Consider the following 18665-nt stretch of genomic DNA (forward strand, 5'->3'; position numbering starts at 1 on the left):
TAACCATTATGATCAAAAACTTTATAAAAATAGCCTGGCGAAATTTGGTGCGTCACAAATCGTTTTCGTTTATCAATATAGCCGGATTGGCTATTGGTATGGCAAGTGCCGCACTCATTTTGTTCTGGATTCAGAATGAGCTGAGTTACGACCAGTTTCATGCTAATAAATCGCGTTTATACCTGGCTTATAACCGGGCGGTTTTTGATGGTAAGCTTTGGTGCTGGCCAACAACACCCAAAGTAATGGCTAAAACTTTAAAGCAGGATTATCCGGGAGTAGAGGATGTAGCCAGAACCACATCGGCCAATTTTTTGTTTACCGTTAGCGACAAACACCTGAATGTTCCTGGTTATTTTACAGATCCTGCTTTCCTGACTATGTTCAGCTTTCCCTTGATCAAAGGAAATGCTAAAACAGCGCTCAATACGGTGAGTTCAATTGTGATCACCGAACAACTTTCCAAAAAACTATTTGGCAACGACGATGCAATAGGTAAAGTTGTACGGATCGATAGCGTTGATAATTTTACGGTTACCGGAGTTTTGAAGGCATTGCCCAATAATACCCGGTTCGACTTTGAGTATCTGATACCCTGGAGCTACCTGATAAAAACAGAGCACGAGGATGAGAAAAACTGGGGAAATAATTCTGTGCAAACATGGGTGCTGGCTAAACCCAATGTATCTGAAGCTGCCTTAAATAAACAGGTGTTAAATATAACCAGATCACATTCCGACCAAAAAGACGATGATGTATTTATGCACCCGGCCAGCAAATGGCGGCTTTACTCGGAGTTCGAAAACGGTAAAGTAGTGGGTGGTCGAATTAGTACCGTAAAATTGTTTGGGGTGATAGCCATGTTCATCTTACTCATTGCATGCATTAACTTTATGAATCTGAGCACGGCGCGAAGCGAACGGCGTGCCAGGGAGGTGGGCATACGCAAGGTGGTTGGCGCTCAGAAAGGCTCGCTCATTGGTCAGTTTCTGGGTGAATCCATATTACTGGCCCTTATTGCCGGTATCTTAGCCCTTATTATAGTGCAAATTAGCCTCTCAGGGTTTAATCAATTGACAGATAAACAATTGTATATACCATTCAGTAGCATTAGCTTTTGGTTTATATGTCTGTTGTTTGTATTGTTAACCGGCGTTATAGCGGGTAGTTATCCTGCTTTTTATTTATCGTCATTTAAACCTGTAAGCGTATTAAAAGGCACGTTTAAGGCTGCCAATGCTTTAGTTACCCCACGTAAATTATTGGTGGTTATACAGTTTACCTTTGCCATTGTACTCATCATTTGTACCATTATTGTACGTAACCAGATGCAATATGCACAAGACCGTGAGCTGGGTTACAAAAAGGATAACCTGGTTTATACCATGATGATGGGCAGCATTGAAAAGAACTATAAGATGATCAGGAGTGAGCTGATCAGCAGCGGTGCGGCAACTTCGGTAACCAAAACCAGCTCACCCATTACCCAGCGATGGAGCGATAGCTGGGGCTTTGATTGGAAAGGGAAGGATCAGAGTAAAAAAATTGACTTTATCGTTTACAATACTGACGGGGATTTTATAAAAACAATAGGGTTGAAAGTTGTAGCCGGTCGGGATATCGATGTGGCCACTTATCCAACTGACTCAACGGCTATGTTACTAAACGAGGCCTCTGCCAAAGTTATGGGTTTTAAAAACCCAATAGGGCAGATCGTAAAAACTGGCGATAGCCATACCTGGCATATTATAGGAGTGGTCAAAGATTTTATTATTGAATCGCCCTATGAGCCTGTTCGGCCAATGCTTGTACAAGGGCCAAAATCATGGTTCAACGTAGTACATTATAAATTAAATCCTGCAAATACAACTGCGGAGAATCTGAAACGGGCCGAAGGGGTATTTAAAAAATATAATTCGGAATATCCTTTTGAATATCATTTTGCTGATGAAGAGTACGCCCGTAAGTTTAATGATGAAAAACGGACAAGCACACTGGCAAGTTTATTTGCCGGCTTAACCATATTTATTTCCTGCCTGGGTTTATTTGGCTTGGCGGCTTATATGGCTCAAAACCGTCAAAAGGAAATTAGTGTACGCAAAGTTTTAGGCGCGTCGGTATCAAACCTTACTACTTTATTATCCAAAGACTTTTTGATGCTCGTACTCATCTCATTCCTGATAGCCTCGCCAATAGCCTGGTACGGTATGCATGTTTGGTTACAAAACTATACCTATCGCATCAATATTCAGGTTTGGGTATTTATAGCAGCGGGGTTATTAACTATGATCATTGCTTTGGCTACAGTTAGTTTTCAATCAATAAAGGCCGCGCTCACCAACCCGATCAAAAGTTTAAGAAGTGAATAATGGTGAATGGTGAATGGTGAATGGTGAATGGTGAATGGTGAATGGTGAATGGTGAATGGTGAATGGTGAATGGTGAATGGTGAATGGTGAATGGTGAATAAAAGTGCCATGCAATTTAGAGTTTAGAAATTAGTATTTAGAATTTAAACCATTATGATCAAGAACTTTATAAAAATAGCCTGGCGGAACCTTATCGCCAATAAGCTATTCACTTCCCTTAATATTGTGGGACTGGCAATCGGTATATGCGTTTGTATTACACTATTTGCCTGCATTTCCTACGAACTAAGTTTTGACCGCATGTACAAAAACTCTAAGAATATTTATAGAGTGAATATGCAAACGACTGCTCAATATAACTACAAAGTTTGGGCAGGGATACCTAATTCCGTCGGTCCGGCCATTATTCAAAGCATTCCCCAGGTTAGAAGCATGACCCGCCTTATCAAACATGATTTTGGCGCATCAGTATCACTGAAAACAGGAGATAAAAATTTTGCCGAAAAAGGCTTATATCTGGCTGATTCGACGGTCTTTAACCTTTTCGATATGAAGTTTGTTGAAGGTAGTGCACAAAATGCTTTTTCCCAGCCAAAATCCATTGTGCTTTCACAATCAGCCAAACAAAGGTTATATGGAGCTGAGCCGGCCTTCGGAAAAATAATTTATGTAAATAATCGTGATACGCTGCATGTTTCTGGTGTTTACGCCGATTTACCGGCTAACAGTACCATCGATTGTGATATGATCTATAATATTATGGATTCATGGATGGGGAAGAATGTATACTGGAGCAACGCCAGTTACGAAACCTATTGCCTGCTGCAGCCCGGTGCAAATGTCACCAAGGTACAAGTATCTGCTACCGGGCTTATTGATAAGAATGTAGCCAAGGATAATAAATATTTTACCAATTTTATATTCCAGCCCCTGGCTGATATTCATCTTTATTCGGCTGATATACGTGAAGGTTACTCTGGCAGAATAGGTAGCATCAGTACCGTAAAAGCGTTGATGTTCTTATCGCTGCTGGTATTGATAATTGCTTGTATCAACTATATGAACCTGGCTACTGCACGCTCGCAAAAACGCGCTAAGGGGATAGGTGTTAATAAAGTTTTAGGAGCCGATAAAAGTAATTTGTTGATGCTGTTTTATACTGAAACTGCTCTGCTTTCGCTTATTGCCATTATTATAGGCTATTTGCTTGCTTTTATTGTAAAACCAATATTTCAAAATATTACCGGTATTAAGCTGAGTACATCAGCATTTTTAGAGCCAGTGATTTTGTTAGGTCTAATCTCGACCTGGATTTTTGTAACACTGGTTGCCGGCAGTTATCCCGCATTTTCTCTGTCGCGTATTTCACCGCTGGTGTTAATGAATAAACTGAAGTTGAAAGACTCTTTTGCCAATCTCATCCGCAGGGGGTTGGTGATATTTCAGTTTGCATCATCTATTATTCTAATTACCTCGGTTATTGCTATACTTCAGCAGATCCGATACGTCAGAAATCGGGACCTTGGTTATAATCCTAATGGTGTTGTCGCGGTTAATATAAAATCAGCGCAGAATAAGCAGCAGATGACAGCATTCATGAATGGGTTGCGAAGCATGGCTGCTGTTGAAAGTTTTTCGGCAGTGCAATCTATTCCTGGCGATGTAGAGAGTGGTAGAAGTGTTCGAAAACTGGCCTCCGACAAAGAGGGCATGCCTGTAAAAACCTGCCATACCGATGGTTCGATTGTGAAAACCATGCAGTTAAAACTGATTGCGGGCAATTCACTCCCGCAAAGGCTGGCCGACGGGGATAGCACTTGTTATGTATTGATCAATGAAACTGTTATGAGATATCTCGGCTTCAAATCGCCTCAGGACGCTGTTGGTAAACAGATCGGCACAGAGATGCTGGGCAAATCTATAGTTAGCGGTGTAGTGAAGGATTTCAATTATCAATCGCTTAAGACCGAGATAGGAGGCTATATATATTATGAAATGAATAAAGCCCCGGAATCATTATCAACGCTTCTTATCAGGTATAATACTAAAGACCTGCCGCGTTTTATGCAGCAGTTACAGATTAGTTTTAAAACTGATATGCCTAACTCAAGCTTTGATTACGAATTTCTGGACAGCCATATTCAAAGTTTGTACGCTTCTGAACAACACACGGCCCAAACAGCCACTGTGTTTTCATTCCTGGCCATATTGGTAGCATGCCTTGGGTTATTTGGATTAGCAGCCTTTATCGCAGAGCAACGGACAAAAGAGATCGGTATCCGCAAGGTGCTTGGGGCAAGCGTATCTGGAATTACCAGGTTATTAACCAAAGATTTTTTAAGGCCTGTATTAATATCATTTTTAATAGCCTCGCCTATAGCCTGGTATCTGATGAACAAATGGTTACAGGATTTTGCCTATCGCATCAATATCCAATGGTGGGTTTTTGTATTGGCCGGTGTTACCGCCGTTGGATTTGCACTGCTAACCATTAGTTCACATGCCATAAAAACGGCCCTGGCAAACCCGGTTAAAAGTTTAAAGAACGAGTAAGATCATTAAATCATTATGTTATGCTTAAGAACTACATCAAAATAGCCTGGCGGAACCTTTATAAGAATAAGATGTTTTCGCTTATCCATGTCCTTGGGTTAACTATGGGCATCACCGTATGCCTGATGATATTTCTATATATTGCCAATGAATTTAGTGTAGATAGCTTCCATAAACAGGAAAAAAACATCTACCGGGTAATGCGGGGGTATGATATTGCCAAACCGCGGGTGCCATATTTGTCCGGGCCCTACGGACCGGCTTTATTGAATGATTATCCCCAGGATATCAGAATGGCTGTACGTGTAAGACCACAAAATAACCTGGTTTCATTTGGCGAAAAAGCATTTAATGAACAGAAAGTATATGCTACAGACGCCGGCTTTTTTAAACTATTCTCCTTCCAGCTTTTAAAAGGCGACGCAGCTACTGCTTTGGAAAATCCAAACAGTGTAGTGCTTAACGAAACCACCGCCAAAAAATATTTTGGTAGTATTGAAAGTGCCATGGGCAAGGTGATCAGGGTAGATAAAGCGTTGCAATTGAAAGTTACCGGCATAGCTAAGGACGTACCATCAAACTCGCACCTTGATTTTGATATTGTATTGCCTATTGCCAATTATGTCAAGGATGATGGTTTTAATACCTGGATTAACAACGGTTTGTTTGTTTATATCTTGCTGAATCCCAATAGTTCAAAAACTGCACTCGAAAGCCGCTTTCCGCAGTTTATGGATAAATATATGGGGAAGGACATGCAGCGTTTTGGTAACAAATTCGATTTAAAACTTACTTCTTTAAAAGACGTTTATTTTGAACCAACTTCGGCATTTGACAGTGTAAAACATGGTGATAAAACAGTGGTTTTCATTTTTATATCCATTGCCGTACTCATTATGCTTATTGCCTGTATCAATTTCATGAACCTGGCTACCATACGGGCAGTTGAGCGATCAAAAGAAGTGGGTATGCGAAAAGTAATGGGCGCTTTACGCAATCATTTAATTATCCAATTTATTGGCGAGTCATTTTTGCTGGCAATAATTTCCTGTGCCTTTTCAGTTTGTATCTTATTAATGCTGATGCCCTGGTATAACCAGTTATTGGGTTACAAGTTGTCAATAGCCTGGAACGAGTCGCCTATTTACCTGTTCCTGATAGGGGTAATATTGGTTGTTGGCTTTTTAGCAGGCAGCTATCCGGCATTTTTCCTTTCGGCATTTTCGCCTATCCAGGCATTAAAAGGCAAATTGAAATTGGGAAAAGGAGGTACAATGCTCAGGCAATCGTTGGTTGTATTGCAGTTTAGTATTTCCGTTTTACTGATCATCGGTACCATTGTTATCATGAACCAGATGCGCTATATCAAAAGCAAATCACTGGGCTATGATAAAGAACAAACGGTAATTGTAAATATTGATAATGGTGATATTTACCAGCACCGGCGCCAATTTAAAGATGAACTTCAAAACTCCGGCCTTATAGCATCGGTATCCCTGATGTCGGGACAGCCTGGCGGATTTTTCGACACCCATACTTTTACGGCTGAAGGTCAGCATGATGTATTCAGATCAAGAACAGAATTTGCCGATTTTGAATATGTAAAAACGCTGGGTTTAAAGATCATAGCAGGCAGGGATTTTTCTGCACAATTTGCTACCGATACCACCAATGCCGTACTGCTTAACCGCACAGCCGCCAAAGAGCTGGGATACACGCCGCAGCAGGCTTTGGGTAAATGGATAAAAAACAATGGGCGCGATGATAAACCGCGTACCATAGTGGGTGTGGTAGAGGATTTTAACTTCTTGTCGCTTAAAGAAAATATGGATGCGTTGGTGATCTCGCCGAGTGAAGACCGCAGGGTAGTGGCGATCAAATTAAAACCAGGTAATATACCCGGGGCGCTGGCATTTATCAAAGAAACCTACGCTAAAGCAGCGCCCGTTTATCCCTTTGAGTACAAATTTCTTGATCAGCAGTTTAATACCACCTACAGAAATGACATCAGGCAGCAAACCATGTTGAGTATATTCTCGGGGCTGGCCATATTTATTGCCTGTCTGGGTTTATTTGGTTTGGCCTCATTTACGGCGGCCAAACGTACCAAAGAAATAGGTGTGCGCAAGGTGCTTGGATCATCCGTAACCAATATTTTGCTGCTGTTGTCAAAAGACATGTTGAAGCCTGTTTTATTGGCCACCATTATTGCCATGCCAATTGGATACTACTGTATGAATAAATGGCTGCAGAATTTTGCTTACCGTACCACATTGCACTGGTGGATATTTGGTTTAGCCGCGATTTTAACCTTTTTGATCGCCCTGTTTACAATCAGCTTTAAATCTTTAAAAGCCGCGTTGACAAACCCGGTAAAAAGTTTAAGAAGCGAATAGGGGTATATTGTGTTTGAGTTGTATACCTGATAATTATTCACAGGTATATATTTTTGCTGGTATGCAACCAAAAAACAATAAAGGCATCTTATACATAAACCTAACATCATGAACAAATATTTATTATTCCTATTAGTTGCCTGCCAGGGCTATACTGTTTTAGCGCAGGATAACAAAACCCCCTACATGACAAAGTCGCTGTCTGGTTCTTCCGTAAAATCAGTGTTTGTCAGAACATCAGGCGGTAGTATCGCTGTTAGCGGCGGTGGTGAAAATCCGCGTATTGAAGTCTATATCAACGGTAATAACGGAAATGGGAATATCTCCAATGATGAAATAAAAAAGCGTTTAGCGGATTATGTATTGGAGGTTACCGCAGATAATGGCGAGGTACATGCCGTTGCAAAACCAAAAACCAAAGGCTTTTTTAATTGGAACAGCTCTTTGAATATATCATTCAAGGTTTTTGTTCCCAAACAGGTAACTACAGATCTGGGTACCAGTGGCGGGAGTATTCATCTTGATAATTTAACCGGCAAACAGACCTTTCAAACCAGTGGCGGGAGCCTGCATATGGACAGACTGACCGGCGTTATTCACGGCAGAACATCAGGCGGGAGTATCCACGTAAGTAATTCAGGTCAGGATATTGATCTGGCCACCAGCGGTGGCAGTATCAAGGCTGCTAATTGCATTGGACACATCAGGTTAGAAACATCAGGCGGTTCATTGCAATTGGAAGGGCTTCAGGGTAATATCGACGCTACAACAAGCGGTGGCAGCATTCGTGGTAACAGCATTAATGGGGAGCTGATAACCAGTACAAGCGGGGGGAGTATTAACCTTACCCAATTATCATGTGCCCTTGAAGCATCCACCAGTGCGGGTAGTTTTCACGCGCAGTTTAACAGTGTAGGCAAATATGTTAAAATAGATGTAAGCTCCGGACATATTGATCTGGATCTGCCATCAAAGCAAGGTGTTGATCTGGATCTCCGGGGTAACAAGGTAGAAACCAATTTTGCCGGAAATTTTGAAGGGACTAAAGAGAAAGAAAAAGTACAGGGTAAATTGAATGGTGGTGGCCCATTGGTACAGGTACGGGGGAATGGCAGAGTTAATCTGATGGTTAACTAATTAGTTATTAACCGTATAAAATCGCCTGCCAGAGTATTAATCTGACAGGCGATTTGTTTTTTTACTGTATCATAACCGGACACCCACTGTTACGCCTGCGAACAGTTAAGATATTGATTTTTATGTAATTAATTGTTTATTAATGCTTTATATAATTGGTACATGTTTTACGCTTCACCTGTCGGCAAGTAATTGGGCGGGGAATACCAGTTTTAAAATTTAATATTTACAGTTATGTTAAAGAATTATTTACGCAGCACTATACGCAATATCACAAGACATAAATTTATCTCGTTCATTAATATTTTTGGTTTAACTATCGGCTTAACCTGCTGCATGCTTATCCTTGTTTATATTGTAAATGAACAGAGTTATGACACCTTTAATACCAATGCCGATAATGTATATCGTGTAACCAGGAGCTTTAACACAGTAGATGGTACCCAAACTCTTTTTTTGGGATCGATAGCTCCTCCGTTTGGCCCCTTACTAAAAAATGAATTTCCGGATATTAAGAAAATAACACGGTTGCGAGGAAACGGTATTGTGTCCATGCGTTATAAAGACAAGTTAATTAACGAACCTGGATCATACTTTGCCGATGAGAATTTTGTCGACATTTTTACAGTAAAAACCATCCAGGGTGACCCAAAGACTGCTCTTTCTGATCCATTTACGGTGATGATGACCGAAGATATGGCCCGTAAGTATTTTGGTAATGAGGATCCGATGAATAAGGAGATCAGGCTGGGTAATCAATTTAATTTTAAGGTAACCGGTATTTACAAACCATTTCCGGCCAATTCGCATCTTCATCCCGAAATGCTCTTGTCCTTTATTACGTTAAAGGATAGCACACTTTATGGCGATAAACAATTACATACCAATTGGGGCAATAATGATTTTTATACCTATATGCTTTTGCCGGCCCATTATAATGTGAAGCATATGGAATCATTGTTTCCGGGTTTTTTAGATAAATACGTTCATTTCCCGGGGCAACCGGGCAATTTTCAGGAGTCAAAAAACAGCAAGCTCCATATTCAAAAATTATTGGATATACACCTGCACTCACACCTGGATGCCGAAATCGAGACTAATGGTGATATTAAACGGGTTTATATATTTTCGGCCATAGCATTATTTATTCTGCTGATAGCTTGTATCAATTACATGAACTTATCAACCGCGCGGTCGGCCTTAAGAGCACGTGAAATAGGTATCCGTAAAGTGATAGGCGCTCAACGCAAAGAGATAATTACCCAGTTTTTAAGCGAATCGGTACTCATTACCTGTTTTTCGCTGATACTGGCTCTGATACTTACCTGGCTGCTGATTCCGCCTATAAATGGTTTGTCAAATCTGGGTTTGAGCATTAAAAGTTTGTATGATCCTAAGCTATTGTTATGCATATTAATACTTCCGTTTTTTGTGGGCATTCTCAGCGGAATTTATCCTGCATTATTTATGTCATCATTTAAACCGGTTAAGGTTTTAAAGGGGATATTAAAAGTGGGTTCTGGTGGCGTTTCATTCCGTAAAGTTTTGGTGGTAGTGCAATTCTCTGTATCTATTGTGTTAATAGTTGCCACTACTATTGTATTTCAGCAGTTAAGGTATATACAACAAAAGTCACTTGGTTTTGATAAGGAACACATTATTACAATGAGTAATCCGTTTTCCGACAGCCAATTTGAGGCATTTAAAAACGAGGTACAGAAAAACGCTTATGTTAAAGAAATAGGTCGTTCCTCACGAATTCCATCCGGGAGATTACTGGACGATCAGGGAATATCGGTTTTTGAGGGAGCTAAGTCGCAACCAGTTAAAGCGGATGTTAAATATGTAAATACAGACTATGGTTTTATCCCCACTTTTGGCATGAAAATGGCCGCCGGGCGTAATTTTGCGCGCAACTTTGGTACCGACAGTAATAATTACGTAGTCAACGCTGCAGCCGTAAAAGCATTAGGTTGGAAAACCCCTGAAAATGCAATAGGAAAAGACTTGGCTTATGGTGGCGTAAAAGGCAAAGTGATTGGTGTAGTAAATGATTTTCACTTTGAGTCGCTACATCAAAACATTATCCCTTTGTTATTCCGTATGCCAGGTAAAGGTAATTATGGCAGATTATCGATTAAAATTGCCGGTAATAATATTAATTCTTCTATAAATGTTATCCAGCAAGCCTGGCAAAAATTACAACCTGAAACTCCATTTGAATATACCTTTTTAGATGAGCGTTTTCAAAAGCTATATGATAGCGAACAACAACAAGGCAGTTTGTTCACCATATTTTCTTTCATTGCCATATTTATAGCATGTTTGGGATTATTCGGTTTATCTGCGTTTACTATTAGTCAGCGGGTTAAAGAGATCGGGGTACGTAAGGTTCTTGGAGCAAGTATTCCGCAGATCGTAACCGAGTTATCTAAAGACTTTTTAAGGCTGGTGATTATCGCATCGGTAATCGCTTTACCGGTAGCCTGGTATGCGATGAGTAAATGGCTGCTTGATTTCGCGTTCCGTATCAGTATACAATGGTGGGTATTTGTAATGGCAGGTGTTGTTGCTTTGGTTATCGCTTTTGTAACTATCAGCTTTCAATCTATCAAAGCAGCCATGGCCAACCCGGTAAAGAGTTTACGCAGCGAATAAGAAGAGAAGCTAAAGGCAAAAAGCTTAAAGCCTTAGGCCGTTTAGAAGTTAGAACTTAGATTTTAGAATTTATATCATCATGATCAAAAATTATTTCAAGATCGCTTTGCGCAATTTCAGCAAACACAAATTGTTTACGCTGATCAATATCATTGGATTATCCATCGGGATAAGCTCCGCATTGGTTATTTATTTGATCGTACATTTTGATTTCACCTTTAATCAATCTTTTCCGAACGGCGACAGGATATACCGGATCGTTTCCAATTACACATTCTCCGGTGAGGAGGCTCATAACAGGGGTGTTACCGGTGCCTTGCCAGAAGCCATGAAATCCGTGAGTGGGGTAGCTATTTCAGCACCCTTTTTTACCCTCGATCAGCCAAATGTGTTCATTCCTGCAAAATCGGGTATCCCGGTTAAATTCAAGATCCAGGACAATATAGTTCTTGCTGATAGTCATTATTTTAACCTGCTTAATTATGAGTGGAAGGCCGGCTCTGCCAAGACCGCATTAAACGAGCCTAACCAGGTTGTATTAACTACAGACCAGGCTAAAAAATACTTTCCCGCGCTTTCTTATAATCAGATGCTGGGACGTACGGTTACTTATGATACTTTAACCACAACTGTTACTGGTATTGTGGAACCATTAAAAGGCAATACCGATTTTACTTTTCATGATTTTATATCCCGTGCTTCTATAAATTCGAATAAGGCCCTTATTGATGACATAAGGCCGGAAAACTGGGGAGGGACAACATCCGCCTCTCAACTTTTTATCAAACTATCGCCCAACATTACTGTAGCTCACATCGAGAAACAATTAAATGAATTATTAAAGAAAAATAATCCACCTAAACCATCAGATAAGGGTAATACCCGAAATTTCACACTACAGCCATTAAGTGATTTGCACTTTAACGGCATTTATGGAACTTTTGACACGGGTACAAGTCGTAGCGCTAACAAAACAACCTTGTATGGTTTACTGGTGATTGCTTTATTTCTACTATTATTGGGTTGCATTAACTTTGTTAATTTAACCACAGCCCAGGCTACACAAAGAGCTAAAGAAATAGGTATCCGCAAAACAATGGGCAGTAGTCGGGTGCAACTCATTATCCAGTTTTTAAGCGAAACATTTTTAATAACCTTAATTGCCGTAATTGTTTCTGTAGCTATGGCTCCTGTTATATTAAAGCTGTTTGCTGATTTTATTCCAGCGGGTATTAAGGTGGACATATCAGGGCATCCCGATCTGCTAATTTTTCTGTTCCTGTTAACAATAGTGGTAAGCGTTTTATCCGGGTTTTACCCCGCTGTTTTATTATCATCATATAAACCCGCATTGGTGCTTAAAAACCAAACCTCCGCTAATAGCAATAAAACACGTAACGCTGTATTGCGCAAATCATTAACAGTTTTACAGTTTGTGATAGCCCAATTCTTCATAATGGCGACAGTGCTGGTTAGTAAACAAATATATTACGCGCTGCATAAGGATCTGGGTTTTAAAAAAGATGCTATTATAGTGATCAACTCCCCCTGGAAAAACCGCACCGCCAGTCGTAACCAGGTTTTTATGAACAAGCTAAAAGCCATCCCTCAGATTGAGATGATAGCAGTAGGTAGGGATGCCCCATCTTCCAGCTCAAGTCATTCAACAGAAGCTACTTATAAAGATGGAAAAAAGGATATCAAAATAAACCTGGAGGAAAAATATGGCGATGAAAATTACATTAATGTATATAAGATCAAACTACTTGCCGGCCGTAATCTACGATTGGCAGATACCTCCAGAGGTTTTTTAATTAACACTACATGCGCCAAGATATTTGGATTTAAACACCCTAATGATGCAGTTGGTAAAGTAGTAGATAATTTTAATGGCGATACCAAAATGGAAATTATAGGGGTGGTTGCAGACTTTCATAACGAGTCCCTGCATTCACCGATTATACCTTTAGCTATTTTAACAAGTAAAGAACGTAATAATAATGGCACATTTCATATCGCGTTAAAGCCACAATCAACAGGTGGTAATGATTGGAAAAAGGCCATCTCGGCAATGGAATCGGCATGGAAAGAAATTTATCCTGACGACGATTTTGAATATCATTTCTTTGATGAAAATATTGCTAAATTTTATGACGCGGAGCAACATACGTCTACATTGCTTACCTGGGCTACCGGTTTGTCGGTATTCATCAGCTGTCTGGGGCTGCTTGGTTTAGCCATGTATACAACTAATTTACGCACCAAGGAAATCGGCGTAAGGAAAGTGCTTGGTGCATCTGTTACCCAAATAGTGACTTTGCTATCAACCGAATTGGTATTACTTATTGTGCTGGCTTTTGCTTTGGTTACGCCTCTGGCCTGGTACGCGATGCATAAATGGATGCAGGGTTTTGCCGACCGCACAACCATTAGCTGGTGGATATTTATTTTGAGCGGCGCTGGTATGTTGCTGGCTGCTTTATGTACCCTGAGCTTCCAAACGGTTAAGGCAGCAATAGCCAATCCGGTTAAAAGTTTACGCAGCGAATAAGGAAGCAGTAATAAGTAATTTTTTGAATTGGTACAAAGACAGCACTACCTGAACAGATTGTAATTTACATAAATATCACTGTATCATAACCGTACATACATTGTACACTTACGGACACCCTACTTTGAAATTAATATGCAATTAATTGATATTCAGGTATTTGGTATTTTGGTATGTGTTTTAATCATTTAACACAGATTCAACTGCGAAAAATGCTGAAAAACTACTTTAAAATAGCCTGGAGAAACATAATTCGTCATAAAGGATATTCGGCCATTAATATAGCCGGGTTAACCTTAGGTGTTTCTGCCTGTTTGCTGATATTCATCATCATCCGCTATGAGATGAGCTTCGATACGAGCCAGCCTAATTTTAAAAACATTTACCATATAGTACTTAAACATACTCACGAGGATGGCTTTAGTTATACTCCGGGATTGCCCGCCCCAGCTACAGATGCTTTACGGGTTGATTTTCCACAAGCAAAGATCGCCGCATTAAACTCCAGTTATGGCAGTCAGATCACGGTACCTGCTATAAGCGCCGGTAAAAATACAGGAGATAAAAAATTCACAGAAAGCATGGGAGTTGTATTTATCGAACCTCAGTTTTTTGATATTTTTAGTTTTAAATGGCTTGCAGGGGCTCCCTCTGTTTTAACCGAACCTAACGCGGTAGTTATCAGCAAAAGCACTGCTGTAAAATATTTTGGCGACTGGACTAATATCATTGGTAAAACCCTGAAAATGGATAACCTGATTGATCTTAAAGTAGCTGGCGTTACTGAGGATCAACCGGAAAATACAGATTTCCCATTTAAAATAATGGTGTCATATATCACCTGGAAACAGCACCCCAAAGAATACTATTACGAAAATGACTGGGGCGCAATTAGTAGTAATCACCAGGTATTCATGTTAATTCCTAATACCTCTGTTAATAATATAGACAACCAACTTATATCTTTTACCAAAAAACATTATGCAACGGGTACCAAGCGGAAACTTATTTTCGCGCAACCATTAGCCCTGCTCCATTTTGACACCCGCTTTGGCAATACTTTAGGTGATCATGTCATGAGTATGGCCACCTTACGCACGTTATCATTTATTGCCATACTGATAATCGTAATGGCTTCTATTAATTTTATAAATCTGTCTACCGCTCAATCGGTTGGAAGATCAAAAGAAGTTGGTATCCGCAAGGTATTAGGCAGTACCCGTAAACAATTGATCATACAAATTATAGGCGAAACCACTTTAATTGTTATCGGTTCGGTGTTATTAGCGCTCATCGTGGCAAAACTGGCTATGCCTTATTTAAAACACATTGCCAGCGTACCTGAAAGTACAGGGCTGTTTACTGTTGATAACATCGCATTTTCGATAATAGTAATGTTTGCTGTGATCCTGCTGTCTGGTATATACCCGGCTTTGATTGTATCTGGTTTTAAACCTGTGTTAGCTTTAAAAAACAAGATCACAGCTGCTTCCATTGGTGGTATACCTTTGCGCAGAGCCTTGGTGGTGGCACAATTTGCTATATCGCAGTTGCTCATTATCGGTACCATTGTGGCGGTAAGCCAGATGGACTTCGTAAATAAGGCCGATCTTGGTTTTAATAAAAACGCGGTATTGGTGATACCCGGATACACAGATAGCCTGAGCCTGCGTAAAATGGATTCTTTTAAACAGCGATTATTGCAAAACGCGCAGGTGGAGTCGGTAAGTTTCTCATCGGATGCTCCATCATCTGAAAACAATTCAGCCACCAACTTTTATTTTAATCATTCCACTAAAGATCCGGGTTTTAGTACTTTTCTAAAATTTGGCGATGCCGATTATTTCAAAACCTATCAATTGCATTTTGCAGCAGGCAGGGGATATGATGTAGGTGATACCGCCAGGCAGGTGGTTGTTAATGAAACCTTTATTCATAAATTGGGTATTCAAAATGCCCAGGATGCCATAGGTAAAACTGTTCGGTTGGGTACAGGACCTATATTACCTATTAGTGGTGTAGTTAAAGATTTTAAAACTAATTCTCTTCGCGAAAACGTAAAACCAATTGTTATATCGGCCCAGAAAGCTTATGAATCGCAGGTGGCTATTAAGATCAAAACCAATGACTTGAGCAAAACGGTTGCACAGCTTCAAAAAATGTGGGAAACTACATATCCGGAATACGCCTATAACGGATATTTCCTGGATCAGAATATCGCCGCGTTTTATCAGCAAGAAAACCAGATGGCCCTGGTTTATAAAATATTTGCCGGTATAGCCATTTTTATATCATGCCTGGGCTTATACGGTCTTGTGTCATTTATGGCTGTTCAACGTACCAAAGAAGTCGGCATCCGTAAGGTATTGGGAGCATCGGTAAGCAGTATCATTTATTTATTTTCCAAAGAATTTATGGTGCTGATAGCCATTTCATTTGTTATAGCAATGCCAACGGCCTGGTACCTGATGACGGGTTGGCTACAAAATTTTGCCTACCGGATATCATTAAGCCTTTGGGTATTCATCCTGGCTATTGTTTCCTCGGTGCTGATAGCCTGGATAACCGTAGGCTACAAAGCTTTAAAGGCGGCACTGGTAAACCCGGTTAAAAGTTTAAGAAACGAGTAACATAAAACTATTGCCATGATAGGTAGCTATTTTAAAACCACGTTCCGTAGTCTGATTAAAAACCGGGCTTATAGCTTTTTAAATATTGCAGGTTTAGCCACGGGCATAGCCTGTGCTTCGCTCATATTTTTATGGGTTCAGGACGAATTAACGTTTAACCATAATTTCGAAAAGCGAAATAACCTGTATACCATTTATGAGAACCAAACTTATGATGGCAAAATGTCCACTTTTATTGCAACACCAGGCCCAATGGCTAAAGCTTTGAAAATGGAAATTCCTGAAATAAAGGCTGTTGCCCGGACGGCCGGATCAGACCAGCTTTTGTTTTCACTGGGCGAAAAAGCTATTACCGAAGATGGTAGCTATGCCGACCCTGAAATATTCTCTATGTTGAAATTACCATTTATACATGGTGATATTTCAAACGTGTTTAAGGAGTTACATTCTGTTGTTATTAATGCTACTATGGCTAAAAAGTTTTTTGGTACCGTAGATGTTGTAGGCAAAACGCTGAAAATAAATAATGAACAGGAATATACCGTGACCGGTGTTTTTCATGACTTGCCAAAAAATTCAACCTTTCAATTTCAATGGCTGGCTCCAATAGCCAATATCGATCATAAATTTCCCTGGATGCAGGAGTGGGGCGCTAACTGGGCAATTACCTATGTTGAATTGATGCCGTCTGCAAGCCTTACGGGAGTTAATAAAAAATTACAGCATTACTTAACCAGTAAAAACAGTGGTACTAAAACGCAATGCTTTCTCTTCGGTATGAACGATTGGAACCTGCACAATAATTTCACTAACGGAAAAATGGATGGCGGGCGTATTGAATATGTGCGTCTATTCTCCATCATCGGTTTTATTATTTTAATTATAGCCTGCATTAATTTCATGAACCTTTCAACCGCCCGTTCAGAGAAACGGGCAAAAGAGGTAGGCGTACGTAAAGTAATGGGAGCCGGTAAAGGAAAGTTGATAGCTCAATTCATCGGCGAAGCCATTGTAATGTCTTTTATTGCGGTTTTCATAGCCATTGGGTTGATATATATAGCATTACCTTCATTTAATAATCTGGTTCAAAAAGAACTATCTATTGATGTTTTTGAACCAGTTCATCTTATTTATTTATTGTTGATCGGCATCGTTACGGGCCTGCTGGCTGGTAGTTATCCGGCATTTTATCTTTCTTCATTCAATCCCGTTGCTGTACTCAAAAATATAAAACTACCAGCCGGAGCCGGCTTTATCAGACAAAGCCTGGTGATCATTCAGTTTTCGATTTCCATTATACTCATTATCGGTACTATTATTATTTACCAGCAAATACAGCACGTAAAAAACAGAGACCTAGGTTACAATAAGAGTAATTTGATCTATGTGACTACCCAGGGTAAACTAACCGATCATTTTGAAAGTGTTTATCAGCAACTTAAACAAAGCGGCGTAGTTGAGAATGCTTCATTAAGTGATTTTCCAGTATTACAAGTATGGAAAAACACAGATAATTATTCGTGGGATGGCAAAGCGCCCACGCAAAACCCATTGATATCATTTGAAGATGTAAGTGCGCAATTTGTTCAAACCATGGGTATGAAACTGGTATCTGGCAGAGACTTTTATATCAATTCGTCTTTGGACAGCAATAGCGTAATTATCAATGAGGCGATGGCGAAGCAAATGGGAAAACAAGGCCGTATAGGCGGGATACTCAGAGATGGGGGTAAAAAAGAATTTGAAATAGCTGGTATAGTTAAGGATTTTCTTTACAATGATATGTATGCCGTAAGCACACCACTTGTGCTATATAACAAACTTAGGGGAACCAATGTATTAAGCATCCGTATCAAAAACAACGCGAACTTATCGGAAGCATTGGCGAAAATCGGGACGATCATCAAGGCCAATACCCCCGGTTACCCTTTTGAATACAAATTTATGGATGATGATTTTAATCAGCTTTTTAAGACAGAAGCATTAACCGGAAAACTGGCCGGCGTGTTTGCATCTCTGGCTATTATTATATCATGTCTGGGTTTATTTGGTTTGGCAGCGTATACTGCCGAGCGAAGGATCAAAGAAATTGGGATCAGGAAAGTGCTTGGCGCTTCTGTTGCTGGTTTAACAGGTTTGTTGTCGAAGGATTTTTTAAAACTGGTGGGTATTTCTTGTCTGATTGCTTTCCCGGTAGCCTGGTGGGCTTTATCTAAATGGTTACAAAATTACCAGTATAGAATAACGGTGAACTGGATGGTATTTGCCGCTGCAGGCATACTGGCTATGTTAATAGCATTGGCTACGGTTAGCTTTCAGGCTATTAAAGCAGCTTTATCAAATCCGGTGAATAGCTTGAGGAACGAATAAA

General features: G+C 40.1%; 8 protein-coding genes. All 8 read left to right on the forward strand.

Features of this window, described 5'->3' with window-relative positions:
- Positions 1-8 precede the first annotated feature (8 nt).
- The 8 genes from ACNURT_RS14315 to ACNURT_RS14350 all read left to right on the forward strand — a co-directional run bounded on the left by ACNURT_RS14315 (position 9) and on the right by ACNURT_RS14350 (position 18664).
- Entirely contained in the window at positions 9-2369 is a 2361-nt protein-coding gene (locus tag ACNURT_RS14315; protein ID WP_419698251.1) for an ABC transporter permease, read from the forward strand.
- A gap of 153 nt (positions 2370-2522) precedes the next feature.
- Positions 2523-4922, forward strand: coding sequence for an FtsX-like permease family protein (locus ACNURT_RS14320; RefSeq protein ID WP_419698252.1), 2400 nt, complete (start codon positions 2523-2525; stop codon positions 4920-4922).
- 20 nt (positions 4923-4942) lie between these two features.
- Positions 4943-7318 (forward strand): ABC transporter permease, encoded by a 2376-nt coding sequence (locus ACNURT_RS14325; RefSeq protein ID WP_419698253.1) that lies wholly within the window; start codon positions 4943-4945, stop codon positions 7316-7318.
- 108 nt (positions 7319-7426) lie between these two features.
- Positions 7427-8455 carry a DUF4097 family beta strand repeat-containing protein gene (locus ACNURT_RS14330; RefSeq protein WP_419698254.1) on the forward strand — a complete coding sequence of 343 codons (1029 nt, stop codon included), beginning with the start codon at positions 7427-7429 and terminating at the stop codon, positions 8453-8455.
- Between the two features lie 234 nt (positions 8456-8689).
- Entirely contained in the window at positions 8690-11113 is a 2424-nt protein-coding gene (locus ACNURT_RS14335; protein WP_419698255.1) for an FtsX-like permease family protein, read from the forward strand.
- A 79-nt stretch (positions 11114-11192) separates the two neighbouring features.
- Complete coding sequence (locus tag ACNURT_RS14340; RefSeq protein ID WP_419698256.1) at positions 11193-13664, forward strand: ABC transporter permease; 2472 nt, start codon at positions 11193-11195, stop codon at positions 13662-13664.
- A 212-nt stretch (positions 13665-13876) separates the two neighbouring features.
- Positions 13877-16294 carry an ABC transporter permease gene (locus ACNURT_RS14345; RefSeq protein ID WP_419698257.1) on the forward strand — a complete coding sequence of 806 codons (2418 nt, stop codon included), beginning with the start codon at positions 13877-13879 and terminating at the stop codon, positions 16292-16294.
- Between the two features lie 15 nt (positions 16295-16309).
- A complete protein-coding gene (locus tag ACNURT_RS14350; RefSeq protein ID WP_419698258.1) occupies positions 16310-18664 on the forward strand; it encodes an ABC transporter permease in 2355 nt (784 codons plus the stop codon).
- Position 18665: the final 1 nt, after the last annotated feature.

Source organism: Mucilaginibacter sp. NFX135, assembly GCF_048565145.1.
Lineage (GTDB): Bacteria > Bacteroidota > Bacteroidia > Sphingobacteriales > Sphingobacteriaceae > Mucilaginibacter.

Bases quoted from the DNA above. Each gene is read 5' to 3' on its own strand.
- ACNURT_RS14330 (WP_419698254.1), top strand. From the start codon at position 7,427: ATGAACAAATATTTATTATTCCTATTAGTTGCCTGCCAGGGCTATACT.
- ACNURT_RS14350 (WP_419698258.1), top strand. From the start codon at position 16,310: ATGATAGGTAGCTATTTTAAAACCACGTTCCGTAGTCTGATTAAAAAC.
- ACNURT_RS14315 (WP_419698251.1), top strand. From the start codon at position 9: ATGATCAAAAACTTTATAAAAATAGCCTGGCGAAATTTGGTGCGTCAC.
- ACNURT_RS14325 (WP_419698253.1), top strand. From the start codon at position 4,943: ATGCTTAAGAACTACATCAAAATAGCCTGGCGGAACCTTTATAAGAAT.
- ACNURT_RS14345 (WP_419698257.1), top strand. From the start codon at position 13,877: ATGCTGAAAAACTACTTTAAAATAGCCTGGAGAAACATAATTCGTCAT.
- ACNURT_RS14335 (WP_419698255.1), top strand. From the start codon at position 8,690: ATGTTAAAGAATTATTTACGCAGCACTATACGCAATATCACAAGACAT.
- ACNURT_RS14340 (WP_419698256.1), top strand. From the start codon at position 11,193: ATGATCAAAAATTATTTCAAGATCGCTTTGCGCAATTTCAGCAAACAC.
- ACNURT_RS14320 (WP_419698252.1), top strand. From the start codon at position 2,523: ATGATCAAGAACTTTATAAAAATAGCCTGGCGGAACCTTATCGCCAAT.